The organism is Marinarcus sediminis (SeqCode), from assembly GCF_048571275.1.
Lineage (GTDB): Bacteria > Campylobacterota > Campylobacteria > Campylobacterales > Arcobacteraceae > Marinarcus > Marinarcus sediminis.
The window spans coordinates 2152042-2178613 of sequence record NZ_CP182357.1; the positions used below are offsets into that span (position 1 = coordinate 2152042).

General features: G+C 32.6%; 21 protein-coding genes. 11 read left to right on the forward strand and 10 right to left on the reverse strand.

The window, feature by feature from the left end:
• Positions 1 to 15: 15 nt before the first annotated feature.
• Together ACNI3C_RS10905 and polA are read right to left on the reverse strand one after the other, a co-directional pair.
• Positions 16 to 717, reverse strand: a complete 702-nt coding sequence (locus ACNI3C_RS10905) for a response regulator transcription factor (protein ID WP_419769830.1) — start codon at positions 715 to 717, stop codon at positions 16 to 18.
• Between the two features lie 91 nt (positions 718 to 808).
• The gene (polA, locus tag ACNI3C_RS10910) at positions 809 to 3532 is read right to left on the reverse strand and encodes a DNA polymerase I (protein WP_419769831.1); all 2724 of its coding nucleotides are present in this window, start codon (positions 3530 to 3532) and stop codon (positions 809 to 811) included.
• Positions 3533 to 3603: 71 nt separating this feature from the next.
• Here polA and ACNI3C_RS10915 point away from each other — a divergent pair, with 71 nt between their 5' ends.
• From ACNI3C_RS10915 to ACNI3C_RS10930, 4 genes are read left to right on the forward strand one after another with little or no spacing between them, the layout of a single operon-like run.
• Positions 3604 to 5097, forward strand: a complete 1494-nt coding sequence (locus ACNI3C_RS10915; protein WP_419769832.1) for a PAS domain-containing sensor histidine kinase — start codon at positions 3604 to 3606, stop codon at positions 5095 to 5097.
• An 18-nt stretch (positions 5098 to 5115) separates the two neighbouring features.
• A complete protein-coding gene (gene kdsB / locus ACNI3C_RS10920; protein WP_419769833.1) occupies positions 5116 to 5838 on the forward strand; it encodes a 3-deoxy-manno-octulosonate cytidylyltransferase in 723 nt (240 codons plus the stop codon).
• Positions 5839 to 5893: 55 nt separating this feature from the next.
• Positions 5894 to 7864, forward strand: coding sequence for an EAL domain-containing protein (locus ACNI3C_RS10925; protein WP_419769834.1), 1971 nt, complete (start codon positions 5894 to 5896; stop codon positions 7862 to 7864).
• A complete protein-coding gene (locus tag ACNI3C_RS10930; RefSeq protein WP_419769835.1) occupies positions 7861 to 9180 on the forward strand; it encodes a GGDEF domain-containing response regulator in 1320 nt (439 codons plus the stop codon). Before ACNI3C_RS10925 ends, ACNI3C_RS10930 begins: the two co-directional genes overlap by 4 nt.
• Positions 9181 to 9183: 3 nt before the next feature.
• On the opposite strand, the gene lptB is transcribed toward ACNI3C_RS10930, so the two are convergent.
• From lptB to ACNI3C_RS10950, 4 genes are read right to left on the reverse strand one after another with little or no spacing between them, the layout of a single operon-like run.
• Entirely contained in the window at positions 9184 to 9930 is a 747-nt protein-coding gene (lptB, locus tag ACNI3C_RS10935) for an LPS export ABC transporter ATP-binding protein (RefSeq protein ID WP_419769836.1), read from the reverse strand.
• Positions 9899 to 10315: a tRNA (adenosine(37)-N6)-threonylcarbamoyltransferase complex ATPase subunit type 1 TsaE gene (gene tsaE, locus ACNI3C_RS10940; protein WP_419769837.1), complete on the reverse strand. Its 417-nt coding sequence runs from the start codon at positions 10313 to 10315 to the stop codon at positions 9899 to 9901. The genes lptB and tsaE overlap by 32 nt, the downstream gene beginning before the upstream one ends.
• A gap of 8 nt (positions 10316 to 10323) precedes the next feature.
• Positions 10324 to 11307, reverse strand: a complete 984-nt coding sequence (gene trpD / locus ACNI3C_RS10945; RefSeq protein WP_419769838.1) for an anthranilate phosphoribosyltransferase — start codon at positions 11305 to 11307, stop codon at positions 10324 to 10326.
• 12 nt (positions 11308 to 11319) lie between these two features.
• Complete coding sequence (locus ACNI3C_RS10950; protein ID WP_419769839.1) at positions 11320 to 11568, reverse strand: S4 domain-containing protein; 249 nt, start codon at positions 11566 to 11568, stop codon at positions 11320 to 11322.
• A gap of 78 nt (positions 11569 to 11646) precedes the next feature.
• Here ACNI3C_RS10950 and ACNI3C_RS10955 point away from each other — a divergent pair, with 78 nt between their 5' ends.
• From ACNI3C_RS10955 to ACNI3C_RS10980, 6 genes are all read left to right on the forward strand, one after another.
• Positions 11647 to 12882 (forward strand): argininosuccinate synthase, encoded by a 1236-nt coding sequence (locus ACNI3C_RS10955; protein WP_419769840.1) that lies wholly within the window; start codon positions 11647 to 11649, stop codon positions 12880 to 12882.
• A 158-nt stretch (positions 12883 to 13040) separates the two neighbouring features.
• On the forward strand, positions 13041 to 14135 hold the full coding sequence (locus ACNI3C_RS10960; RefSeq protein WP_419769841.1) for a M20 family metallopeptidase: 1095 nt from the start codon (positions 13041 to 13043) through the stop codon (positions 14133 to 14135).
• 12 nt (positions 14136 to 14147) lie between these two features.
• Positions 14148 to 15050, forward strand: a complete 903-nt coding sequence (locus tag ACNI3C_RS10965; RefSeq protein ID WP_419769842.1) for an ATP-grasp domain-containing protein — start codon at positions 14148 to 14150, stop codon at positions 15048 to 15050.
• Between the two features lie 16 nt (positions 15051 to 15066).
• The gene (locus ACNI3C_RS10970; protein WP_419769843.1) at positions 15067 to 16572 is read left to right on the forward strand and encodes a helix-hairpin-helix domain-containing protein; all 1506 of its coding nucleotides are present in this window, start codon (positions 15067 to 15069) and stop codon (positions 16570 to 16572) included.
• Between the two features lie 4 nt (positions 16573 to 16576).
• The gene (locus ACNI3C_RS10975; protein WP_419769844.1) at positions 16577 to 19168 is read left to right on the forward strand and encodes a M14 family zinc carboxypeptidase; all 2592 of its coding nucleotides are present in this window, start codon (positions 16577 to 16579) and stop codon (positions 19166 to 19168) included.
• Positions 19169 to 19245: 77 nt separating this feature from the next.
• Positions 19246 to 19764, forward strand: a complete 519-nt coding sequence (locus tag ACNI3C_RS10980) for a gamma carbonic anhydrase family protein (protein ID WP_419769845.1) — start codon at positions 19246 to 19248, stop codon at positions 19762 to 19764.
• Here the strand turns inward: ACNI3C_RS10980 and ACNI3C_RS10985 are convergent.
• From ACNI3C_RS10985 to ACNI3C_RS11000, 4 genes are all read right to left on the reverse strand, one after another.
• Positions 19756 to 22368, reverse strand: coding sequence for a chemotaxis protein CheW (locus ACNI3C_RS10985; RefSeq protein WP_419769846.1), 2613 nt, complete (start codon positions 22366 to 22368; stop codon positions 19756 to 19758). The genes ACNI3C_RS10980 and ACNI3C_RS10985 overlap by 9 nt on opposite strands.
• Before the next feature lie 184 nt (positions 22369 to 22552).
• On the reverse strand, positions 22553 to 23473 hold the full coding sequence (locus tag ACNI3C_RS10990; RefSeq protein ID WP_419769847.1) for a dUTP diphosphatase: 921 nt from the start codon (positions 23471 to 23473) through the stop codon (positions 22553 to 22555).
• Positions 23474 to 23482: 9 nt separating this feature from the next.
• A complete protein-coding gene (locus ACNI3C_RS10995; protein WP_419769848.1) occupies positions 23483 to 24955 on the reverse strand; it encodes a PAS domain-containing sensor histidine kinase in 1473 nt (490 codons plus the stop codon).
• A 37-nt stretch (positions 24956 to 24992) separates the two neighbouring features.
• Entirely contained in the window at positions 24993 to 25166 is a 174-nt protein-coding gene (locus tag ACNI3C_RS11000) for a uracil-DNA glycosylase (protein ID WP_419769849.1), read from the reverse strand.
• Positions 25167 to 25329: 163 nt separating this feature from the next.
• Here ACNI3C_RS11000 and ACNI3C_RS12885 point away from each other — a divergent pair, with 163 nt between their 5' ends.
• Positions 25330 to 26571, forward strand: a complete 1242-nt coding sequence (locus ACNI3C_RS12885; protein ID WP_490722731.1) for a methyl-accepting chemotaxis protein — start codon at positions 25330 to 25332, stop codon at positions 26569 to 26571.
• The last annotated feature ends 1 nt before the right edge of the window (position 26572 follow it).

Below are 26572 nucleotides of genomic sequence, written 5' to 3' on the forward strand. Positions count from 1 at the left end.
ACCTTAAAATGACTTTTATTTTTTAATATAATCGATGATATATCCTTTATTGGACTTATTCTTGATAATATCATAATATGTTTTTTGTCTGATTTTATTGACAATATTCCTCATTGTAAAGATAGACATATCTTTACCTTTCCATACCACTTCTTTAATTAAATCATAATTTGTAATTTCATCTTTTCTGCTGATTAGGAGTTTTAAAAATGCTTTCTCTAATTTTGTAAATTCAATGAGATACCCGCCCTCTTTATAGAATTGATCTCGGTATTCGTCATAATACATGCCATCTTGAAACTCCAATTTATCGCTTCTTTTGGTTTGATTTAAACACATGATTGTTGCGAGTTTTAAATCTTTTGGTTTTAATGGTTTTGATAAAATGGTATAGGCACTGCAGTTAATTGCAGTGACAATATTTTCATCATTATCATCTGAAGTGATAACAATTTTAGGAATTGACAATTTACTTTCAAGGAGCATTTCACAAAATTCTTGGAGTGTTTTATTGTCCATAGAAGTGTCAATTAAAAGAATATCAAATTTGTTCTCTTTCAAAATAGTTAAGGCATTACTTGCATTGGTTATAATTTTTATCTCTTTAAAATATTCATCAAATTCTGACTCTATTGTTGTTTTAATTTCCCTGTCATTACTGAGGAATAACATTTTGGCATTATTTAATTTTCTGATATTTTTGACTGATTTAAGCATTGTTTACTCTCTTAATGTAATATCTGGCGTTATATTAGCAAAAATAATTTCATTTGTCAAAGGAAAATAATTTTTTATTGGAAAAAAATAATTATTTTAAGGTTCCCCAACTTTTAGATAAGGAGAGGCTGACTTCCAATGGAATGCCCAATTTATAGACATTTATCATGATATTTTTTAAATCTTGAGCAAATTCATCGGCTTTTGATTCAGTCGCTTCAAAAATAAGTTCATCATGTATTTGTAAAAGCATTTTTAAGTCACTGTTGTCTTTATACTTTTTATAAATTTCAATCATAGAAAGTTTGATTAAATCAGCCGCACTTCCTTGAAACAAAGTATTGACAGCTTCCCTTAAATACATAGCTCTTTGCATTCCCCCTGCACTGTTAAAATCAAAATTTCTTCGTCTTTTAAGCAAAGTCTCGACAAAACCATGTTCTAATGCAAAATCCTCTATGGACTTTAAGTACTCTTTAACACTTGAAAAGGCTTCAAAATATGACTCTATATACTTTTTTGCTTCAGTTGATGCAATGCCTAAGGTTTCTCCTAATTTTTTACTTCCCATTCCATAAAGCAATCCAAAGTTAATTGATTTTGCTATATTTCTTTTAGAAGCAGCTTCCTCTTCACCAAATATTTTTATGGCTGTTTGCATGTGAATATCAAGACCCTTTTGAAAAGCCTCAACCAATGCTTTATCTTTGGAAAAGTGAGCCAATAATCTTAGCTCAATTTGAGAGTAATCAATACCGATTAAAATTTTATTTTCACTGGCAATAAAGCCATTTCTGATCGCTTTTCCTGCTTCACTTTTAACGGGAATATTTTGTAAATTGGGGTTTTTACTGCTCAATCTTCCTGTGGCGGTTCCTGTTTGTAAAAAAGAGGTGTATATCTTATTCTCTTTGTCTTTTAGCGCCAATTCTAAAAGTGGTTCAATGTATGTTGATTGAAGTTTATACGCTTCTCTGTACTCTAAAAGCAGTGGGATAAGCGGATGTTTATCAACCAATTTGCTTAAAACAGCTTCGTTGGTACTGTAACCCGTTTTGGTCTTTTTTGTTGGAGGTAGATTTAAATGTTCAAATAAAATTACCCCCAGCTGTTTGGTGGAGTTAATATTAAACTCACTTCCTGCTTCTTCATAAATTTTTGAGGTTAGGTTTTGAAGATATTTAATGTTAGACTCTTTGAGTTCTTTAAATAACGCAGTATTGACTTTAATACCATTTTCTTGCATATATGTTAATACATGAATAAAATCAAACTCAACATTTTTGGCAATCTCTAACAAATGTTCACAACCATTTTTTTTGAATTCATCAAGCAATTTATAGTAGAGTTTATAGGTCATATATGCATCTTCAGCTGCATATTGAGATGCTTTTTCTAAATCAACGTTGGAAAAATTTTCACCTTTTTTAACCACATCATTAAAGCCAATCATTGTGTGTGAAAAATATTTATCAGCCAAGTAATCTAACCCAACTTTTTCATCACTGTTTAAAAGCCAAGCCAATATCATGGTGTCGGCATAAAGCTTCAATTCAATGTCAAAATTGTGTTTTATGATTTGCGAATCGTATTTGAAATTTTGCAATACAAGTTTGTGGGCATTGAGTTTTAAAATTGCCTCTTTGGCATTTTCTTTTGAAATTTGTTCTCCTACTCCCAGATAAAAGTGTCCAATAGGCACATAATAGGCTTTGGTGTCATTAAAACAGAATGAAAAACCGACAATAGAAGCTTTTTTCGCATCAACACTGGTGGTTTCTGTATCAAAAGCCACAATATCATCCGGTAATATGGAATCAATTATCTTAAACATCTCTTCCGCATTTTGAACCAAAATGGATTCAAATGCACTCTCTTTTTTTTCAACAACGACAGGTTGTGTTTGTGAGGGCATATGGGTTTTATAATTTAAGCCATTTTGGTGAACACGTTCAATGATTTTATTTAAATCATACTCCAAAAGTGTATTTTCAATTTTCAAAATGGGATTTTCACGTGGGAGTAAAAACTCTTCTAAGACTTCAATACAGTGCGAATCGGTTTTTAACGTTACTAACTTTTTACTCAAATAGGCCATCTCTTTGTTTTCATCGAGCAGTTTTGCCCATCGTGGTTTTTCAATATTTTCTAAGTTGGCATAAATATTATCTAAGGTCTCATACTGTTCAAGCAATGCTTGTGCAGTTTTAGCGCCTACGCCTTTTACACCAGGTATATTATCTGCACTGTCACCAATGAGAGCTTGGTAATCGATAAATTGAATCGGTTTAACTCCATATTTTGTAATGCATTTCTCTTCATTGACAATCTCTTTTTTAATGGGATCAAAAAGAAATATTTTGTTGTCGTCAATGAGTTGATATAAATCTTTGTCATGACTGACAATTCGGACAATTAAGCCCTTTTCTCTTGCATCGTGCGCAATGGAAGCAACAATATCATCTGCTTCAAAACCAACGCGTGATGCTGTTTTAAAACCCATTTTTTCAATCCAAGAAATGGCAATAGGAAGTTGTGTCAGTAAATCTTGAGGCACTTCTTGTCTGTGAGCTTTATATTCACTGTATAACTCATTTCTAAAGGTATCCCCTTTTGAATCCAATGCAAAAACAATATAGTCTGTTTGAAAATCTTTTCCTATGTTTGATATAAAATTCATAAATCCTGTTAATAAACCAGTTGGAAAGCCTGATTTTGATTTCAGTGGTGGCAGAGCATAAAAACTTCTGAATAAAAATCCAAAGGTATCAATTACCGTTATGGTTTTATTATTATTTTCATTATTTTGTAACATTGATTTTATCCCTTCTTTTAGAATAAATATAATATAATAAATTCACTTAAATGATAAAAATAAGGTTTTAAATGTCTGCTGAAATCGATAAATTAAAGCAAAGTAATAATGAACTCAGAGAAATAATTAATAATTCCTGGAATGGTATTGGAATTATTGATAAAAACAGCAAGTTTATTTATGTCAATAATGCGTTCTCTCCGATTTTAGGTTATCCTAAAGAAGAGTTGTTACAAATGACCTTTGAAGACTTAATGCTTGATGATTCTTATAAAAAAGATTTTAAAGAACTTTTAGAACAAAATATTGCCAATAAATATACCACAGAAGTACAAGTAGTTTGTCAAAGAAAAGATAAAAAAAATGTCTATTTGCAAATTACAGTCTCTTTAATGTTAAATCAAAAATTTTATGTTGTGAATGCAAAAGATATTACAAAACAGATATCTGATGATGAAATTTTAGATAAATATGTGATGTCAACACACACCGATTTAAATCGAATTATTACTAAAGTCAGTTCTGCATTCAGCAGTTTAAGTGGTTATTCAAAAAAAGAGCTATTGGGGCAAGACCAAAATATTTTACTTCATAAAGATACCTCACAAGCAACCATTGATGCACTCTGGGAAACAGTAAAAACAAATAATGAGTGGAGTGGAAACCTTAAATGTATCAAAAAAGATGGTTCACCTTTTTGGCTAAACATACGATTAAAACCCATGTACAATAAATATGGAGATATTACAGGTTTTACAACCTTAATGTTTGACATTACCAATGAGTTAATTTTAGCATCACAAAAGAAAAATTTGACCAATCAAGTCAGTGTTGCACAAGATGAAATTAAACAAAAAGATCAAATTTTAGTCCAACAATCCAAACTTGCTATCATGGCAGAAACGCTGCAAATGGTCTCGCATGAGTGGAGACAACCTTTAAATATTATCTCCATTCAAGCACAAAAATTGGAACTGGAATACTCCATGGATTTAGAGCCAAACCCAGAAAAAGTTGTTGCTGTTTTAGAAAACATTAAAAACACGGCAGGAGAGTTATCTCAAACGATAGAGGAGTTTCAGAACTATATCAATCTGAAAAGTGTAAAAAAGATTGTAGATCCTAAAACGGTTATAAATAAAGCCATTGAGACGTTTAAAAATGACAGAGAGGCTGTTGGCATTGATTTTGTCAAAGATATTATGGAAGATACCCCCTCTTTTGAAACCTATCAAAATGAATTAACCACGATTTTGGTCAATATGTTGATTAACTCAAAAGAGGCCATTTTGAGAAACGGCGTTAAAAATGGTGTGATTAAATTAAAGCAATATTATCTTGATGAAATGATTTATTTTGAAATCAGTGATAATGGTAAAGGGATTAAAGAGGAAATACTGGGTAAAATTTTTGAGCCCTATTTTAGTACAAAAGAGCTACAGCATGGTGTTGGCCTTGGGCTTTACACGTGTAAAATGATTATCGAAACGCACTTGGGAGGTTCCATAGAAGCAACCAATCACAGTACGGGTGCACGATTTATCATTAAACTTCCAATGAAATAATAAAGGTTAGACACACATATGATTATAATTCCAGCAAGATTAAATTCAAGTCGATTTGAAAACAAAATTTTAGTTGATATTTTAGGATTACCCATGGTAATCAAAACAGCGAAACAGGTCAGTTCTTTAGACAAAGTAGTTATTGCAACCGATTCAAAAGAGGTGGTTGAATTGGCCAATAAACATGGTTTTGAAGCAGTATTAACCTCTAGCAGTCATCAAAGTGGAACAGACCGAATCAATGAAGCGGTCAATCTTTTAGGTTTAAATGAGGATGAAATTATTGTTAATGTTCAAGGTGATGAGCCATTTATTGAACCACAAGTTGTACAAAGTGTTATCAATAGAGTAAAAAGCATTCAACAAAACGGTGAAGATATTATGATGGTGAGTTGTCATAAAAAAATCAGTTCACAACTTGCAGATGATCCCAATCATGTTAAAGTATTACTTGATGGCAATGATAATGCCATCTATTTTTCAAGAAGTAAAATTCCTTATTACCGAGATCATTATGAAAAGGCAACTTATTGTGGTCATTTAGGTATTTATGGTTTTACTAAAAAAAGTTTAAATGCTTTTTGCTCTTTAAAAATGGCACCCATTGAACACATAGAAAAGCTTGAACAATTAAGAGCCATTTATTATGGAAATAAAATTGCTATGGTAGAAGTTGAGTCAAAATCTTTTGGTATAGATACGCAAGAAGATTTACAAAATGCCTTAAAGATTTTTGGATAAATTTTCTTTTAAATTTCGTTAGTGTAGAATGTAACAATTAGTTTAAAGGGAAAGAATGCAATTTACTGTCATGTTTTGCAATGAAGACTTAAATATGTGTAAAGAGATATTTAAGGGCTTCAATACACTCATGGATAATTTAAATATTATTTCATCCAATGACCATGAAGAGATTTTAAATCAACTGGACGCAGTCAATTTAATTTTTTTATCAACCACTCTTTTGAATAAAAAACAACACGAACGCGTTCTTAAAAGCAATCTGCCCATCATTTATATGAGTGAAAACATCAAACACGATAATATTGCCAAATATATTAATGTATTGGACTACATAAACAAACCTATCGACAGTGATGAAGTTGGCATAAAAATAAAACAATACATGAAGATTCACAACAAAGAGTTAAAGCTGCAAAATTTTATAAAAGCAGCTATGGATGCCTCTTATTTACCAAACTTATTGATTCAAAATAATAAAGTTATTTTTGCCAATGAACTTCTACTGGCCCTTTTACAGTTTGAATCTATTGAACAATTACATGATGAAATCAAAGAGATAAATGAATTGTTCAGCAAAAAAAACAATCATCTCTATAAAGAGATTAACTCAACTTGGTTTGAAAATTCCCAAAAAGAGAGTAATACCAATCTGTTTCTCTCTCATAAAAATAAAGAGCAGACATATAATGTAAAAACTACCTATTTAAATGAGTATGATACCTATGTGGTCTATTTACGTGATGTTACTAAAGAGATTGAACACGAAACACAAATTACCAATATTTTATATACCGATGATTTAACTAAACTTGAAAACAGAACAAAACTGATTCATGATTTACGATACGATGAAAAAGAGATTGTTTCATTGGCCGTAATTGATATCAATTCATTCAAAGAGATTAATGATTTTTATGGACATAAAACTGGAGATCATATTTTAAAAGAGTTGGCACTGATTATTGTTGATTACATTAAGCCCTATTCTCATATGAAACTCTATAAATTTCCTGCAGACATTTACTGCATCTCTAATACTTCAAACAACAAAGAAGAGTTTACCGATGTTGTGAGAAAAACAATTGACACAATAGAAAAAAAAGTATTTGTTTTTGACCAATATGAAATTGATACAAGAGTAACCGCCGGAATATCTTTTTCAACCAAAAATAACAAACTCATTACAGCAGATTTGGCTTTACAAGCTGCCAAAAAAGATCATAAAGATTATTTGGTTTTTTATGATGAACTGGATAATTTAGAAGAGTATAAAAATAATATGATTTGGACAAAAAAGCTTAAAACGGCTCTGTTAAAAGATAATATTATTGTCTATTATCAGCCTTTAGTTAATAATCTTACTCTTAAAGTTGAAAAGTATGAATGTTTGGTTAGAATGATTGACGAAGAGAGCATTATTTCACCTTTTTTCTTTTTAGACATTTCAAAAAAATCAAATCAATACCACAAAATTACACGTTCAGTAATACAAAAATCTTTCAAAGAGTTTGAAAATCTTGACTTTGAGTTCAGTGTTAATATCTCATACGAAGACATTGAAAATCAAGATTTTTTACTTTTTATCAAAGAGATGTTTAAATTGTATGATGTATCAAACAAGGTGGTTTTTGAAATACTTGAAGATGAAGGGATTAAAAATTACACCATTTTAGCAAATTTTATCAATGAAGTTAAAGCCATGGGGTGTAAAGTAGCCATAGATGACTTTGGCAGTGGATATTCTAATTTCGAGCACCTACTCAAAATGAATATTGATTACCTTAAAATTGATGCCTCATTGGTTAAAAATATCGTCAATGATGAGAACTCTTATAAGGTGACTAAAACCATCATCGATTTTGCCAAAAGCTTAAATTTAAAAACCATTGCAGAGTATGTTGAGAATAAAGACATTTACCATGCCATTAAAGATTTAGGAGCCGATTATTCACAAGGATACTACTTTTCGGCGCCTCTTAAATCGCCCACACTCTACAGTTGCAAAGATAAAGAGAATATATGATTAATAAAAAAATACTACAAAATATAAAAGTTCTTTACGTAGAAGATGAAGAAGATGTGAGAAATTTTACCGCCAAAACCATTAAAGCAATTGTCAAAGATATTGTTGTTGCTGAAAATGGTTTGGATGGTCTTGAAAAATTTAAGCAGAATCAGCAAATTGATTTGATTGTTACAGATATTAACATGCCAAAAATGGGTGGTCTTGAGATGTGTGAAGCCATACAAAAGATTAATCCCAATATACCCATTGTTATTACTTCTGCGCACAATGATCCTGATTTTTTGAAAAAAGCCATTGATATTGGTGTAGATGCCTATGCCATGAAACCAGTAGATTTATACCAACTTTTAGATTGTATGGTTAAAGCCATTGAACCAATATTTTTAAGACGAGAACTTGAAGCGTTAAATTTCTCTTTGGAAAATAAAGTTGAAGAGGGAATCAAAAAGATTAAACGTATTCTTGATGCCCAAGACAATATGGTTGTTGTCAGCAATGGGAAGAGTATTAACCATGTCAATCAAACGTTTTTGGATTTTTTTAATGTCAGTTCAAAAGAAGAGTTTTTTAGAACTCACCACTGTATCTCAACTCTATTTCAACAAGACGAACACTTTTTCAGCAATGATCTGCTTGATTGTGGTGAATCATGGATAACACACTTGCAAAACACACATGAACTCAAAAGAGTTGTAAAGATAAAAAACCAAAACAATACAGACAGAATTTTTACCATTAATATTCATGAATATGATGATAATGGTCTCTATTATGTTATATCTTTGACAGATATTACAGAAATCAAACAAAAATCAAATCTTTTAGAGTATCAAGCACATCACGATCAACTCACAGGCCTTTTTAACCGACAAAAGTTTCACTCTATTTTTACAAAAGAGATACGCAGAAACCGAAGATATTCTAACCCTCTTTCTCTTATTATTTTTGATATTGATGATTTTAAAGATATTAATGATACTTTTGGTCATGAAGAGGGAGATTATGTCTTAAAAGTCATTACCAAAATCACAACTACTGCTGTAAGAGATTCTGACACCGTTGTACGTTGGGGTGGAGAAGAGTTTATTGTTTTATTGCCTGAAACTGCACTTGATAATGCATGTGTTGTTGCTGAAAAAATCAGAGCTTCAATGGCTTCTTTTACCATGGATAATATCAATAAAATTGTAACAGCCAGTTTTGGTGTTGCACAACTGCAAGAGAGTGATTGTGAAACATCTTTTATAAAAAGAGCCGATAATGCCTTGTATAAAGCAAAAAGCCAAGGGAAAAACAGAGTCATTAAAATTTAATGACTAAAAAGTAAAGTTTTCTCCCAAATAGTGCTCTCTTACGCTTCCATCAGTTTTAATGTCTTCTGCATCACCACTGGCTAAAACATTTCCACTTTTCATTACATATGCACGGTCACATATTTGCAGTGTTTCTCGAACATTGTGATCGGTAATGAGTATACCTATCCCTCTTTTTGAGAGTTGATGAATAATCTCTTGAATATCTTTAACAGCAATGGGATCAACTCCTGCAAAAGGCTCATCTAATAACAAAAATTTTGGTTGAGAGATAAGTGCTCGAGCAATTTCAGTTCTTCTTCTTTCCCCTCCAGATAACGAAATACCTTTTCTTTGTCGTATGGGTTCAATATTAAAAACAGAGAGCAACTCCTCAACACGTTTGTGTTGTTCCAATTTATCTTCTGTGACCACTTGCGCTGCAAGCATTAAGTTATCTTCCACACTTAAGTCTTTAAAAATAGATGACTCTTGAGGCAAATAACCAATTCCTTTTAATGCTCGTTTATGTAGTGGGAGTGCAGTAATATTAACACCATCAAAGAAAACATCTCCACTTGTGGGTTGAACCAAACCACAAACGGTATAAAAACTGGTTGTTTTTCCCGCTCCATTGGGACCTAAAAGCCCAACAATTTCTCCGCTGTTTACTTCAAGGCTGATTCCATGTAAAATTTGAGTTTTTTTGATTCTTTTTGTAATATCTTTTATTTCTAATTTATGCATAAATTGTATATCGCCTTTTCTCATTTAATTTTTCTATTTTTATTATTAAGATTTCAAATCCGTAACTTCTTAAAAGCTCTTCGAGTGTTTCATCGCCCCATTCTACAAAGTGTATACCCTCTTTTTCAAACTCTTCTAATAGTCCCAAAGAGATGAACTCTTCCAATGTTTTGTTGTATATATCATAATGATAAATTTCACCCTCATAAATGTTTTGTAAACAAAAAGTTGGAGAGGTAACTTCATCTGTAAGATTGAGTGATTTTAAATACTCTTGAACCAAAGTTGTTTTTCCACTGGCCAAATCTCCTTGCAACAATACTACACAATCTTTCCCCGCAATCGTTTTTTGAAGATAGGCAGTAAGTTTGCTCAAATTATTCAGTGAAAGTTCAAACGATTTATTCAAAATTAAACCTACACCAATGAGTTGGAAACTTGAATTATCTCTTCTAATTTCTCTTTTGCTGCACCAGATTTAATGGCATTTCTTGCCATTTCAATTCCCTCATCTGTGGTTTGGACTTTTCCATCAACCAAAAGCGATGCGGCTGCATTGATTAAAACAATATCCAATTTTGCACCATTAATTTTTCCACATAAAATATCTTTGGTCGTTTGCGCATTCTCTTGAGGTGTTCCCCCCTCAACTTCACTTTTTGCATAAAAATCCATGCCATACTCTCTTGGGTCAATGATAAACTCTCGAATGGTGCCATGATCAACAAAAGCTGCATACGTAATGTCAGAAATTGATATTTCATCCATACCATCATTTGAACTGACTACCATGGCTCTTTTTGTCCCTAAAAGTGCCAATGCATTTGCCACTTTGGGTACAAACTCTTTATTAAAAACGCCCATAAACTGTTTATGAACCGTTGCTGGATTTGAAAGTGGCCCTAAAATATTAAAAATGGTTCGATGGGGTATGCTTTTTCGAATGGGCATGATATATTTCATGGCAGGATGATGATTGACTGCAAACATAAAACAAAAACCCGTTTTTTCAAGAAACTCCGCTTGTTGTTCCAATGTTAATGACAAATTCAGTCCCAAAGCTTCAAGCATGTCAGCACTTCCACTGTTACTTGTGATGCTTCTGTTCCCATGTTTAGCAACGATACATCCACACGCAGCCAAAAGAATCGAAACCGTTGTGGAGATATTAAAACTGTTGCTTTTATCGCCACCTGTTCCACAATTATCAATTAACTTCTCTTTTAAATGGTATGGGATTGGGAGAGGAATAAAGTGTTCTCTCATAGCGCTTGCAGCAGCAGCAATATCTTCTGCTGTTTCCCCTTCTTCATAGAGCTTAATCAAATACTGTCTTACTGTATCATCTGGTAATCTGTGCTCAAAAATATCATCGAATTTTAATTTGGTTTTATTAAACATGATATATCCTAATTATTGTATTTTTTTGACATAATCTAACTGTTTAGATTTTGGTGTTGATTTGGTTGTAGGTATTTGTAAAACTTCAAACTTGTCACTGTATTCAAGATATTTAATCTCTATAATATCTCCGACCTTAACCTCTTTGGCTTTTTTAACGCAACTGTTATTGATAAAAACAACTTGATGTTCGCACATATCCTCAGCAACAGCTCTTCTTTTTGTTATATTTACAGCATTTAAAAATTTATCTATTCTCATAAAGAAGATTATAGCTAATTTTAGATAAAATAAGCCTCTTTAAAAGACAGAAACAATTAATAAAACAATGGAGAAACAATGAGCAAAAAAGATGTTAAAAAAGTAGTCCTTGCTTATAGCGGAGGTTTAGATACTTCAATTATTTTAAAGTGGCTTCAAGATGAATACAACGCTGAAGTGATTACTTTTACAGCAGATTTAGGACAAGGGGAAGAGGTAGAACCCGCACGTGAAAAAGCGTTATCATGTGGCATTAAACCAGAAAATATTTTTATTTTAGACATAAAAGAAGAGTTTGTAAAAGATTACGTTTTCCCAATGTTCAGAGCCAATGCAATTTATGAGGGAGAGTATCTGTTAGGTACTTCAATTGCTCGACCACTTATTGCTAAAAAACAAATTGAAATTGCCAATAAAATGGGTGCAGATGCCGTTTCTCATGGGGCAACGGGGAAAGGAAATGATCAAGTAAGATTTGAATTAGGGTATTTGGGTTTACGACCTGATATTACAGTAATTGCACCTTGGAGAGAGTGGGAATTAAACTCAAGAGAGAGTTTATTGGCTTATGCAAAACAACATGGAATTGAAATCTCTAAAAAACATATGGATGAAAATGGAAACCCAAAAGTAAGCCCCTACTCAATGGATGCCAACCTTTTACACATCTCTTATGAGGGATTGCATTTAGAAAATCCAAATAATGAACCAGAAGAGTCAATGTGGTTATGGACAACGGCTCCCGAAAAAGCACCTGATGAAGCGGAATATATTACGATTGGCTATAAAAATGGAGACCCTATTTCTATTAATGGTGAAGAGTTGTCTCCGGCAACATTATTAAAAAAACTCAATGACTATGGAAATAAACACGGTATTGGAAGAGTAGATATTGTTGAAAACCGATATGTTGGTATGAAAGCACGTGGTTGTTATGAAACACCAGGTGGAACCATTTTATTAAAAGCACACAGAGCCATTGAATCAATTTGTTTAGACAGAGAAGCAGCACATTTAAAAGATGAAATGATGCCAAGATATGCCAAACTGATCTACCAAGGGTATTGGTTCTCACCTGAAAGAGAAATGCTTCAAGCTGCCATTGATTCAACACAAAAATTTGTTGAAGGAACAGTCAGATTAAAACTCTATAAAGGAAATGTAATGGTTGTTGGACGAGAATCGGTCAACTCATTATACTCTGAAGCTCACTCAACTTTTGAAGCAGATGCCGTATACAATCAAAAAGATGCAGAAGGATTTATCCGACTGAATGCCTTAAGATTTATCATCGCTGGACAAAAACGAAAATAAAATATATTCCAAGGTGGCTAAAAAATAGCCACCTTATTTTTTCTACTTTTACTCAATTGTGTTACCATTATTTAAATAATTTATTGTAAAATTATTTTTGTTACCAAAATGCTACTTTTTTATAGTAATATCTCTCTCATTTTAATATTTGGAAACACATGAACTATCTGAACGATTTAAAAACAATAATGAGCATAAACTCATACACAAAAAATAAAAGTGGTGTCGATGAAGTTGGCACAATCATGTCAATTTGGCTCGAAAAGTTAAACTTTCAAAAAACAGTTCACACTCGTGAATTATTGGGCAATCATTTGCTTTTTACCTCACAAAAAAAAGAGGGCATTAAAATATTGCTTTTAGGGCACAATGATACTGTGTTCCCACCTGATACTTTTGAGACAGTCACAGAAGATGAAACTTGGATTTATGGACCAGGTGCATGTGACATGAAAGGCGGAAATATTGTAGCGCTGGAAGCTTTGAGAAATATTTATAAACAACAAGGCGAAATTTTTAATATTGATTTTCTGCTTGTCTCAGATGAAGAGACGGGAAGCGATGATTCAAAGTTCCTCACAGCCTCTTTGGCTCCCAATTATGATTACTGTTTTGTCTTTGAAGCTGCGGGTGAAAACCTTGAGATTGTTACTGGACGTAAAGGTGTGGGCACTTTTACTATTGCTATTGAGGGGAAAGCATCTCATGCGGGAACATCATATTTAAAAGGGATAGATGCCAATTTAGAAGCGTCGTATAAATTGCAAAAATTGGTGGCTTTGACCAATATTGATATTGGAACTACGGTCAATGTAGGAAAAATCACAGGAGGAATTGGGGCAAACACCATCTCTCCAAAGTGTGAGTTGCTCATTGAGATACGGTACACCACCAATGATGAACGAGAAAGAGTCTTAAATGCTCTCAATGAAATTGTCAGCACTTCTTATGTAGCAGGTACTCAATCAACTCTGAGTGGTGGCATTCAAAGAGATGTTATGGAACCCAATGAATCGCAAACGAACTTTATTGCAAAACTTGAAAAAATCACAAATTTAAAGATTCAAACAGAAAAAAGAGGCGGTGTCAGCGATGCCAATATTGTAGCAAGTTGTGGCGTGATTACATTAGATGGATTTGGTCCATTTGGAGATGGAGATCACACCTTGCATGAGAAAGCATTAAAAAGCAGTTTTAAACAAAGAATTGAGATGATGACTAAAATATTAACTCATTATCAAACACATAATTAAAAGGAGCCTGTTATGGAAAAAAGAAAAATTGGTATGTGGCTTTATCAAAACAGTGGTGGCGATAAAATTCAAGAAAAATTGATTAAACAGTTAAATGAACGTGATATTGAAGTTGTTCCTAATATTAACCTAAGAGAAGCCATTGTTAAAAATGCGCATATTATTCATAACGGTCTAAAATTAAACAAATTGGATCTGTTTTTTTCCTATAATGCGGGAGAGCAAACACAATATCAAATGTATCTGTATAAAGCACTCAACAGAGTCATACCTATGATCAATAATTTTGATGCCTTTGAGTTGACCGAAGATAAGTTTCATACCTCATTTTTACTCAGAAATCATGGTGTTTTAACAGCAGATTATAAGTTGTGTCATCGAGATGATACCCATCATTTAAAAACAATTATAAAAAAATGGGATAAAATGGTCTATAAACCAACCGATGGTTGGGGTGGTGTTGGTTTAACAAAAATTGACAGTGAAGAAGCACTCAATATGCTGATACCTTTTTTAAATCAAATGAATTTAAGGTATTTTTATGTTGAAAAATTCATTGACTACGATAACACCGATTACAGAGTTGATATTGTTGATGGAAAATTTGTTGGTTGTTATGGAAGAAAAGCGGCATTAAGTGACTGGCGTACCAATGTTACAAGTGGTGGAAGTGTATTTTTAAGAGAGCCAAATGAGACTGTAATTAAATTGGCACTGAAAGCGGCTAAAGTTACAGGGTTAGATATTGCGGGCGTAGATATTATTTATGACAGAAAAAAAGAGAAGTATGTTGTTCTTGAAGTCAATGGCATTCCTGCTTTTGCAACTCCAGAACAAGAGAAACTGGGGATTGATTTCAATGATAAAAAAATTGAATTGATCGTTGATTTAATCGACAGAAAAACAAAAAAATAGATAATAAAGGAATATTATGAGCAAACTACCAAAACTTGGATTTTTATATCTTGATTATGTATTGAGATTTTTTGATAAATCAAACTTTAAGGGCTGGCCGAACAAAATTGAGAGTGTAACTTACCATTGGAAAAATGATAAAAAAAGATTTATCAAAGAGGTAAAAAGAAAAAAAATTGATATTTTAATTGGAAATATCCCGGCAACTGCGTATGAAACTTTTGTTGAAATTGCAAAAGAGTTGCCACACGTACGATTTGTGCCCTCACTTGAGACACAATTTTCAAATAAATCAAAAGAGAATGTAACTCTGTTTTGTGAAAAATATAAAATTGCTATTCCAAAAACGAGGATTTTTTATGATAAGAAAAAAGGGTATGACTATTTAGAGAAAAAAGCAACCTACCCTCAAATCATCAAACGAAGTTATGGACCATCAAATTATGGTGGTTATTTTGTGCATAAAGCCAATAATTTTGCTGAAGCAAAAAAGCTGTTGGATGAAAAACAATATACGCCAATTTATACTCAAAATGCGATAGATTTAAAACATTCGGGGGATATTCGTGTAATGCTTATTGGGCATAAACCCATTTGTGCGTTTTGGCGATTTTCTGGAAAAGGACAGTGGATTACCAATACTTCACAAGGGGGCTCAATGTCGTATAACAATATTCCTATGAATGCATTAGAACTTGCAGTAAAAGCCAGTAAAGCTGCAAAAGCAGAATATTGGGCTTGTGATATTGCCATAGATGCAAAAAACGATAAGCCTTATATTTTAGAGTGCGCAACAGCATTTGCAGCTTTTCCTTATGTCAGAGATTGGATTTGTCAATATCTGATGTGGGATTTTTCTAAAGGCAGATTTCCCAAACCTCATGTTCCAATGTTTTCATGGGAAGAGTTGGGGAAAATTGACTCTTCGCTTTTAAGAACCATGAGACATATTGGATTCAGTAAATATAAACCCTCATGTGATGGAACATGGTATATCAATGAAAAAAATGATGCCTTTGAGATGGAATTATCGGAACAGAGCAATGAAAATGATCTGCCAGATTCAATTGCACCAGAAAATTTACCCATTAAAAATGATTTGAATAAAAACAGTGAAGTTGAAGCACATTTTGATGGTAAAAAAATTAATTTTAACCATGCAACATTGACTGATTTGATGAGTTTATATGGCATGGAAGATGAATTGGCAATAGATATTAAAGATTATCTTGAAGCAAATATCATTACAGATGCTTCTGATTTATTAGAGCTTGAATCCATTGATGAACAGATGTTAAAAACCTGGGATAATCACATTGATGATATGAGAGTGGATATTAACAGTGTCACCAAAGAGAGTTTAAATAAAATAAAAGGAATTGGTACTAAACTTGCAAAGATTATTCTTGATTTTAAAGAAAAAAATGGAAAATTTTCAAGTTTAGAAGAACTGAAAAATTTAGAAGGTATTGGCAAAAGTAAATTTGCTCAACTGAAATCTAGATTGAAAATAGGAGAATAATTTTTTGAAACAGCTTTATCGTTCGTATGAAGAATCGACTGAAATTTTTAAAAAGTTTCAGCATGATTACCCCAATAATTTTAAAATAGAATCGATAGGACAAACGTGGGAAAAGAGGGAAATAAACCTCATTACCATCTCAAAAGATTTAAAAAATGCCGATAAAAAACCCGCACTTTTTTTCACAGGAACCATTCATGCCAGAGAGTGGATTGGACATGAATTGGCCATAGATTTTGCAACATACGTTTTAGAAAATTTACAAACCGATCCCACTTTGCAAACCTATCTTAATGTCAGTACTATTTACATGGTACCTTGTGCCAATCCCGATGGATATGAGTATGCACGAAATCATTTCTCTTTTTGGAGAAAAAACCGAAGACAAAATGCCGATGGAACCTATGGCGTAGATTTAAATCGAAATTTTCCTATTGGTTTTGTCAAATCCACCATAACCACTTCAAATGTCTATGGTGGACCTGAACCATTCAGTGAACCAGAAACGTGTGCCTTAAGAGATTTTGTTTTAGCCCACCCCAATATTACAATTGCGCTTGATTATCACAGCCAAGGAAATGTATTTTTTCCTGCGCATGATTTCAGACATGAAGATACTCTTGACACAACCGATATGAATACATTATGTGCAAATATGGCTGAAGAGATCAGAAAAATTTCTGGACGGGAGTATGGAATTCATCAAGGGAAACCACCTGCAAAACTTATCTCTGGAAGCGGAAGAGAGTTTTATTATTCACATAACATTATTTCAACTGTTGTAGAAGTAGGTACTCGTAATATCAGTGATTATATGGAAGATATGAATGAAAATATCCGAGAACACATCCCCGCTTTGATTGCTGCTTTAAAAGAGACCGATAACTATGCTAAAAACAATTCAGTCAAAAGAGTCAACTCTTTTGAAGTAACAGAATTTGGTTCAAATCATGTGAATTTAAAATGGGATTATCCCACAAATGATAAAATTTATTTCGAAATTTATAGAAGTCAAAGAGACAAAAATTTTTGCAACAGCTCTAATTTAATTGCAAAAACACAGAACTTAGAGTACAAAGACATTAACCTTTTCTCAAACAGAGACTACTACTACAACATTCGAGTTGTCAATAAAAAAACCAATCAAAAATCTCCTTTTTATCCGCAAATTAAGGTCAGAACACTGATTGAGTATGATGAATACAGTCGAACTTATTATGCCAATGCCAAAGCTACGGGTTATGTGGCTGAAAATCTCAATAATAATGACAAACACTTTGGAATTAATTCACTTTTTGTTGGTGTTGATGAGAGCAAAGGAGTATCTTATGCTGTTATCACCATTAATGTAAAAACTCTTCCAGATAATGCATTGATCAAATTGGCCTCTTTTAATCTTTATCCCATCAACAGAGTCTCAACTACGATTGAAAAGTATGGAGAGTGGAACGTTGGTTTAGTCAATCAAGAAACGATGGGAAATATCACTGATTTTGACGACGTGGAGAGTATGGAAATCATTCGATATATTGGAAGACCTACAGAGTCTCATCAATTGACACAAGGGATATGGAGAACATGGAGTTTATCTGGTTTAGAGTGTATAGATTTAAAAAAATCTGTCAAAGATGGAATGATTGTATTAAGAGTTGAAGGTCCTAAAGGCTTAAGAGTTGGACGAACCAAACAGATGATGCAGTGGGATATAGGTTACGGGAAATTTGGTTTTGGATTGTCCTATCGACCAAGATTAGAATTGACTTATACCATAGAACCCACAACCACTGTTTTATACCCTAAAAGTGTCTGTACTGTTTCCAAGCAGGCAATAAAAGATGATGAAATAACAGCAGGTTATGATAAAGATGGACATAAAATATATTCAACTTTTGAGTTTAATTTGTCTTCTTTACCTCCTTACAATGACACCATGATTACCCGTGTTTACTTTGAACTCAATTCAACAAAAATCTACATTAAAGATGATATTCGATTTCATTTAGAATTTATTGACGCCACCATCAATAAAGATTATGAGGCCTTAACCCACAGGGAAGTTATCCAAAATATTGGTTATGATGTCAGTGCCACTGAACTTAAGAACAATCAAACACAATATTTTGTTTTTGATTCATTTTCCGAAATTATTTTAAATGAGAAATTAAAAGAGAAAGCCGATATAACCTTGGTTTTAAAACCAACATCTGCACAAAAAGTCATTAAAGACAAAAGTGTCTCTTGGGAGATCAGTAACCATAATTTAAGCCCAAAATTGGTTGTTGAACATATTCCTAAAAGAAGATACCCTGTCAGTAAAGTCAATAATGCTCAACTCATTATGGAAGCTGGAAAAATAAAAGTAATGTGGGAAAATCCAAAAGAGAGCGATTTTGTTGGAGCTAAAGTCATTAAAAATGCTTTTAGAAAGCCTCTTTCTCCTCAAGATGGTCAAAAACTTTATGCAGGAACAGACAATTATACTTACGATGATTTTGGAGCAAAAGATATTGATAAGTATTATGCAATTTTTACCTATGATGATGTTCCAAACTATTCCGAACCTATTATTTTAGAGTATAAAGCCAAATTAAGTTAAAAACTTAATTTGGTCTCCTATTTGCAATTTTAAAACCGAATCGCTATAATATTTCTAAACAGATTATAGGATTTTTTATGCTCATAAAATTTAAAGAATTTTCTCCCCAAATAGCCCCCACTGCTTGGATTGCACCCAGTGCTGATTTAATAGGAAACATACAAATTGCAGAAGAGTCTTCTGTGTGGTTTGGCTGTGTCTTAAGAGCCGATGTCAATCAAATTATTATTGGTAAAAGAAGCAATATTCAAGATCTCTCTATGATACACACCGATCTTGACATTCCTGCCATTATTGGTGATGATGTCACTATTGGACATAAAGTTATGCTTCATGGCTGTACTATTGGCAATGGTTGCCTCATTGGAATGAGTGCAACTGTTTTAGATGGTGCAGAAATTGGAGAAGGAAGTATTGTTGGTGCAAATTCACTGGTAACTGCAGGAAAAAAATTCCCTCCTCACTCTTTGATTATGGGAACACCTGCTAAAGTGGTTAAACAACTTGACACCAAAGATGTTGAAGGATTAATCCATCATGCTGCTCATTATGTAAAATATAAAAACGATTTTGAAGATATTACCGTTTTAAGCTGATTGTTTTAATGCCCCTATCTTTGATATATCTAAAATGGTCAAAAGGTTTTTAGAGTTGCTATCTTGTGGAGGCTGTACAATACTTTGTGCCAACATACCTCCACAAATCAAGTGCTCTTCAAAAGGTTTGATGCAATTTGTAGGCACCTTTAAGATTTCCCCTAATCGATCAACAACAATACCAATGGTGTGTTTATGACTTGAACCTTGATAGGAAACTAAAACAATATCACTTTTCTCTTTTTCTACTTTGTTTTTAATAAAGGAAGATATATCCAATACGCTTACAATATACTTTTTATAAGCAATGGTTCCTTTAAAGTGGTGATCTGATTCCAAAGAGATGGGGGTTTCTAAATTGTCAATGCTTATGGCTTCAACAACTTGAGATGTTTTAACACCCAGCCATTTAGAACCCACATAAAAAGTGGCAATCTCTTCAACTTCATCTTGTTGCCCTATAGGATAGTTATAGAAGTTATTATAGTAATCTTCTTTTTTGTTTTGATACGCATTTAACTCTCCCGCTTCTATAAAAACAAAAGCCAAAACATCATTGCTGTATTCATCACTGTTACTTTTGTACTCTCGGTATCCAGAAGAGCATTTTGCCCCTATAATATAGTATTTATCATTGTATGGCATTATTTTAGACAGAGATTCTCCCTGATTTAAATTAAAAAAATCACTCTCAATTGAGAGAACAGTTCCTTCTTGGTGCAGTGTATTACTTGAACTTAAGATGATTTTACTTTTTTTCTCAACAAAGAGTGAAAAAACACCTTTTTTAACACTGTTATCTGTTTTAGGTAATGCATCGCAAAGCATTCCCTGAAATTGTGTTTTTGAATCAAAGACGATGGCTATTCCACCCACACAGTGATTTCCTTTGAAAGAGAAGATAGGAGCACAGTAGATATATGTATTTTTATTGTCGTATAAAAAAGTCTCTTCAAATTCAGAGACACAATACTTAGAAGAGTCTTTAAGGTTTAACGAGTCTTTATACCATTGTGTTTGGAGTTTTGTATTGACTCTGTGTGTTTCATTTTCATTGGAAACAGCCAATATGAGACCTTCTGTGTCGTACACAATTAAATTGGTGTAAACAGTATAAAGATTATTGATATATTTTAATATATTGGTTATTTGCTCTTTCTCTTCATCGGTAATCTCTTTTTTATTCAATATGGTTCTAAAAGTTGAAGTCAAAGCCCACCACCTGCAATCATTGGCTCTTTCATAGAGATTTCTGTCCATAATATCAATGGATAAGGAGGCCAAAAACTCTGCATTACTCAAAAGCGAAGAGATAATGGTTTGATTGAGTTTTTCAATAGATGTATTAAAGGAGGCTTTTGTTTTTTCACCGGTGGTTCTGACCTCTCTTAAGATAGATCGCGCAAAATCAGCGTTATGTGAAGCGCTGTCTAAAGGCATAACATTCCCATTCCAAACTGCGCGGTCAAGTTCCTCTTGAATCTGTTCTGCTTTTTCTGGAATTTCCAGTAACTCTTTTTTAAATAAATCCTGATTTTGCATGATTGAAAATAAAATCTCATCTTCAATTTTTACATCATTGATATAAACCTTAAATGCACTCTCTAATGGAATCATAATATGTCCCATCCATCCTAAACCATAAAATCCTTCATAACCGTTTGTTTTACAACTCTTAATAATATAATCACGTCCAGCAAATTGAGTTATTTTAAAAGGTTCATCAACAGCTATATCCAAAGGTGCCCCAAGAGGAATATGGTATTGATCGCTGGAAGCTATGACCGTACAATTTTTATCCAAAAGCAAAAGGGTCTCTTTGTTGTCTTTGCTCACCAAATGAGAAAAAACCCCTTTCATTTCATTTCCAAATTTAAAACATAAACTTAAAAAACCAATAATTTCATCATCGTTGTTTGTTTTTGTTACTTTATACGAATAGACCAGTGATTTGTTATGTTGAGGCAAAAAGTTGTGATATTGGTACGTCTCTACATAATCTTCGTTTGTATTTTTAAGAAGTTCAATTAATTGGGTGTCCGCCTTTGATACACTGTTTGTATCATCCAATTTTGCAACAATATTTCCTTCTTTATCAAACAGGACAATATCGTAATACACGCTGTATTTTGCAACATATTCCGAAAATCGCTCTTTGATAACATTGACTTTTTTTGAGTACATCGAGTGCATAAAATTGTTTTCAGTGCTCTCTTCTGGACTATTTTTACTTTTTAAAGTGTCATAAAAATTCTGAGTATCCAATAAAAAAGTTCGTATGTTGTCATCTGTTGCTAAAAAGCCAATATCTGCTGTTCTTTCAAAAAGATTACGAATAACGATATCGACAGAAACAGAAGCTTTAGAACTCATCTCATTGACCACTTTTTTTAAAGTCTCTTGTGCCAATTGATAGATTAAATCCGTTTTTAATTGCGAAAAATTTTCTTTTGTATGACTCATATTGATGCCAGTTGAACCCAATTGGCTCAAAAGTATGAGTTGATCCCAAGTTTTACTGATATCTTCTAACTCCTCTTTGAATTCACTCACATTTTTCATGTATTCAAAAAGTTCATCAATTTTTTTTCTGTCTAATTCCACACTCTCTTCCTTCTTGCAATAAAAATCTGATTAGTATAGCATAAAAAAATTACTATTGTATATTTTATATACACTATTGATGTTTATAAAATATAATTTATGAGGCAAAAAAATATACTTAAAGATAAAAAGAGAGTATTATTTTGGGATTTTAAGGCTCAAAGATTTTTTGAGCCTTTAGGTTTTAAAAGTTTTTTTTGTAGTTTTCTTGGAGTTTTTTATAGAGTTCTTCGAAGCTGATGTTATCGACTTTATCTAAAATAGATATCATCACAACATTATCCTCTTTCCCTTTCCACTCTTTAATGTAGGTTCCCTCTTTGTAACCATTGTCTTGTCTAAATTTATTTAAACAATTTTTACCAATGTAGAGTTTTTGAAGCCAATTGAACGATAAGCCAGAAATTTTACAACATCTGAAAAATTGGTCAATAAACCGTTCTATTCCTGAAAAAGAAGGCATATTTCCTGTTGCAATTGCAAGTGAAATGTAAGAGAGTTTTTCTGCTTCTGTAACCATTAATTTGACATCTACTTCTGAAACTGCTTCATAAATACAGTGAGTATTGACCAAAGAAACCGCTCTTGGCACATTGGTTTCTTGTAAAATATAGGACATTAAAAAGTGCCAAATGTCAACCAATTCAACATGAATGTTATCCATATCAGGATCAGCATTGATATTTTTCCAATGCTTCCATGGGGTTGATTCAATGAGTTCTGCAACTTCCATGTGAATACATCGTAACCAATTAATCTCTTTAGAAAATTTATTGACACCTAACTCCCAATTTTTTCCATTGGTCGAATCATTTAACTCTTTTTGTAATAAAAACATCTCTTCGAGTTTGCTGGGGAAACTTGAAGCTTCTTCAAGAAGTGAAGCCAAAGGCAAACACTCTTCAACAAGATTATCAAGCACATTATTGGGTGCAGCTTTATCCCCTTTTAAAAGGTGTACAATCAACGAAACAGAATAAGGAACATTCTCTTTTGATTCCCACTCTAAAATATCATCTGAAGTCACACCAATATACTTTGCAAAATCATCAATGGTTAAAAAACCAAGTGTTTTTACCATATCTTTTAAATCTTTATATAACAATTTTTTCTCCTAATGTAATGGTAATTCAATTTTAAATGAAACACCATCGTTTAAATTTTTTACACTTATAACACCCTTGCAGTGTTGTTCAATAATTTTTTTACACATATATAGTCCTAAACCTGTCCCATTTTTAGCCGTTTTAGTTGAAAAATAGGGTTCAAATATTTTTTTAATGATTTTTTCTTTAACGCCACCTGCATTATCTTGAATCTCAATAATTGCATGAGTAGAATTGTAAGAGTGTGTCAAAATAATTTTTCTGTTTTTTATCTTCTTTTCAATCATTGCATCACGTGCATTTTTGATAATATTAATCAAAACTTGGATGACTTCATTGCTATGCAAAGAGAGTTTCAGATCGCTTATGGCATTTATTTCTAATTCAATATTATCCACTTTTAACATATGCTCCAAGAAACCAATGGTTCTTTTAATTAAATCGGCCATAAAAATCTCTTCTTTGGTTTTGTCAGGTTTAAAGAAATGTCTAAAATCATCAATGGTTTTAGACATATAATTCAATTGTGTCTCTACATCACTGACAATCTTTTCAACGACTTCATCTGAAAGTTCACCGTTTATCATCTTAGTAAAAGGCAATTTTTGAACCAAAACAGAAACGGTTTGCAAAGGTTGACGCCATTGGTGTGCAATCATCGGAATCATTTCACCCATTGCCGCTGATTTTGATTGTTCAACCAAAATAGCTTCTTGCTCTTCCATCTCTTTTTTAAGTGTAATGTCCTGTGTTACAGCATCATATCCAATGATATGTTGTTGTTCATCATAACGAGGTTCAACTGCTACACTCACCCAATAATGGCTGCCATCTTTTTTAAGATTTTTAAACTCACCTCTCCATGTCATGCCATTTTGTATGGTTTCCCACATATCTTCAAAATATACATCAGACGTATCAGGATGCCTTACAATACTGTGAGGTTGACCAATAAGTTCTTCGTGAGAGTAACCACAAATATCACAAAAAGCTTGTGAAACAGAAGTGATAATGCCCTCGCAATTGGTACTGGATAAAATAAGGTATCTCTCTGCTAAAGTTAAAAGTCTGTTGCCATTATCTGTGTTGACATAGCTTTGCAAAACAGCAGAGAAATTTTTTTCAAATAGATCTGTAATCTCTTTAATTAACTCATATGATGGTTCATTTAACTCGTAGCAGATATAAATCAAAGCATTTTTAAATCCACTGCAAAACAAAAAAAGCTCACCCACTTGAAAATTATTGTGCTTTAAAATAGCAAGCAGTTTATCTATGGTGGGACAATCACCACTTTTTTTATTCCCTTTAGCAACATCAATATAGTGGTTAAGAATATGTAAAGCATACTCTTTGATAAAAAAATCATTGCTGATGTTATACTTGTTTAACAAAAACATCATATCATCATTTTTCAGCCAATGAGCCAAAATTAATGACTTGTTTTTCTCTAATTCTTCAACAAAGATTTTTAATTTCATCAGTCATATACCTTTTATTAAAGTTTTATTCTACCGTTTATTTTCTTTGTTTTGGATTATAAAATGTACACTCAATGCCACTGTTTTGTTTAACAACAATAGAGGGCATAACTTTAGATTTAAAGCCATATGCTTTACAGCCATGTGGTCTGTTTTGTTCCCATGTTACATAATAATGAACACATTTTTGACATACTATTTTCTCATTCATAGTGATATTTTAACTAAAATCACTGTAATTATGATTAAAAAATGTACATTTTTACACAATAAAAAAGCAACAAGACTTAAATAAAGAAGATATCACTTTAAATTAGAGTGAATTAAGGTTCATTGCTATAAAATCTGAAAAAAATAATTTACAAAGGAAAGTGATGTTTGGTTCAGTGTCCAAAAGAGAACTTAAGATTATAGATGAATATTTTCAACAATATATAGAGTTCACACAATACAAACAAAACAGATTTGAATACATAGAACAAACGGGAAATGCTTCCGTTGATGAAATGTTTAAAAAATGGAATGTTAAAATCAAAGAGACAGATGCCCATATAAAATCAGATATTAATGTAATTGGTGAAATCGTATTAACAACAGACAAGGTCAAACAGGGAATATTTAAGTGTAGAGTTAAATCAAATACTAAAAATCCCATGGTTTTAACCCTTAAAAAAACAGTCAATGATATGCTTGATTCTTTAGAGAAAAAGATGATTGATTTAGAAAATACACTGACCTCTTATGCCAGTGATGATTTTAGACCCAAACTTAAAATTGACCCCACACTAAAAGCGAGAATGCTCTCTGTAATGACCAGCATAAATAGTTTAGGTGATGCATTAAGCAACGCTGCTAAAATGAATTTATCCAATGGAAAAACTCTGCAAAGCAATGCCAATAAAATGACGGCTTCTATGGATAATTTAGCCAATAAAGCCAACGAACAAGCTGCTTCATTGGAACAAACAGCTGCTGCTGTTGAAGAGATTACCTCTATTACAAGAAACAATGCAAGTAATGCATCACAAATGGCTGATTTGGGCCAAACAGTTAAAAAATCTGTATTTTCTGGACAAGAGTTAGCAAAACAAACGGCAACATCAATGGATGAAATCAATGCCAAAGTTGCTGCTATTAGTGAAGCCATAAATATCATTGATCAAATTGCATTCCAAACCAATATTCTTTCACTTAATGCTGCCGTTGAAGCTGCTACGGCAGGCGAAGCGGGTAAAGGGTTTGCAGTTGTTGCACAAGAGGTAAGAAACTTAGCTACAAGAAGTGCCGATGCTGCCAAAGAGATTAAAAATTTAGTTGAAGATGCCAATCAAAAAGCCAATGAAGGAAAAAATATTTCTGATTCAATGATAAGCGGTTACGAAACACTCAATACGCATATTTCTGAAACCATTCATCTTATTGAAAATGTCTCTTCGGCTTCTAAAGAGCAGATGTTGGGTATTGAACAAATTAATGATGCCGTTTCTATGCTTGACCGTGTTACTCAAGAGAATGCAAATGAAGCAAACAATACAACCAAAATTGCAAATGACGTTGAATTATTGGCACACAATTTAGTTGATGAAGCCAATAGTAAAAAATTTAATCAGGAATAAA